The sequence below is a fragment of the bacterium genome (assembly GCA_024228115.1).
Taxonomy (GTDB): Bacteria; Myxococcota_A; UBA9160; order UBA9160; family UBA6930.
The window spans coordinates 1-521 of record JAAETT010000302.1 but is presented as its reverse complement, the minus strand read 5'-3'; the positions used below and the strand labels follow the sequence as shown (position 1 = coordinate 521).

1 protein-coding gene is annotated in these 521 nt (G+C 42.6%); it reads left to right on the top strand.

Going from position 1 to position 521, the window contains the following annotated elements; translation table 11 throughout:
* Window positions 1-507 (top strand): hypothetical protein (locus GY937_13530; GenBank protein MCP5057728.1); only part of this gene is annotated, 507 nt, incomplete at its 5' end.
* Window positions 508-521: the final 14 nt, after the last annotated feature.

The window sequence follows — 521 nt, the reverse complement described above, 5'->3', positions numbered from 1 at the left end:
GCTCTACCACCACCAGAAACCGTAGGGAACCGTGGTTCACAACCCAAAATTATGACCCCAGCAAATATATCACATATAACAAAGGAAAGTAGTTTTTCTGGGCAAATCAATGTCGGGGATTCGGAGTCTGGTATTGTTTTTGCTCAAACACCATCAGAAGCCATATGGAACCATGGTTCACAACCCAAAATTATGACCCATGCAAATATGTCACATAGAACAAAGAGAAATAGTTTTTCTGCGCAAATCAAGGTCGGAGATTCCGAATCTGGTATTGTTTTTGCTCGAACACCATCAGAAACCATATGGAACCATGGTTCACATACCAAAATTATGACCCATGCAAATATGTCACAGAGAACAAAGGAAAATAGTTTTTCTGAGCAAATCAAGGTTGGGGATTCCGAATCTGTTATTACCGTGCGCGTCAGCGCACGGTACAAGGGTGGTTCTGGGGATAATACACAGGAAACGTGTCTGGATGTTACTGGGTGTGTGTGTGTGTGAAGTTTCAGATCTCG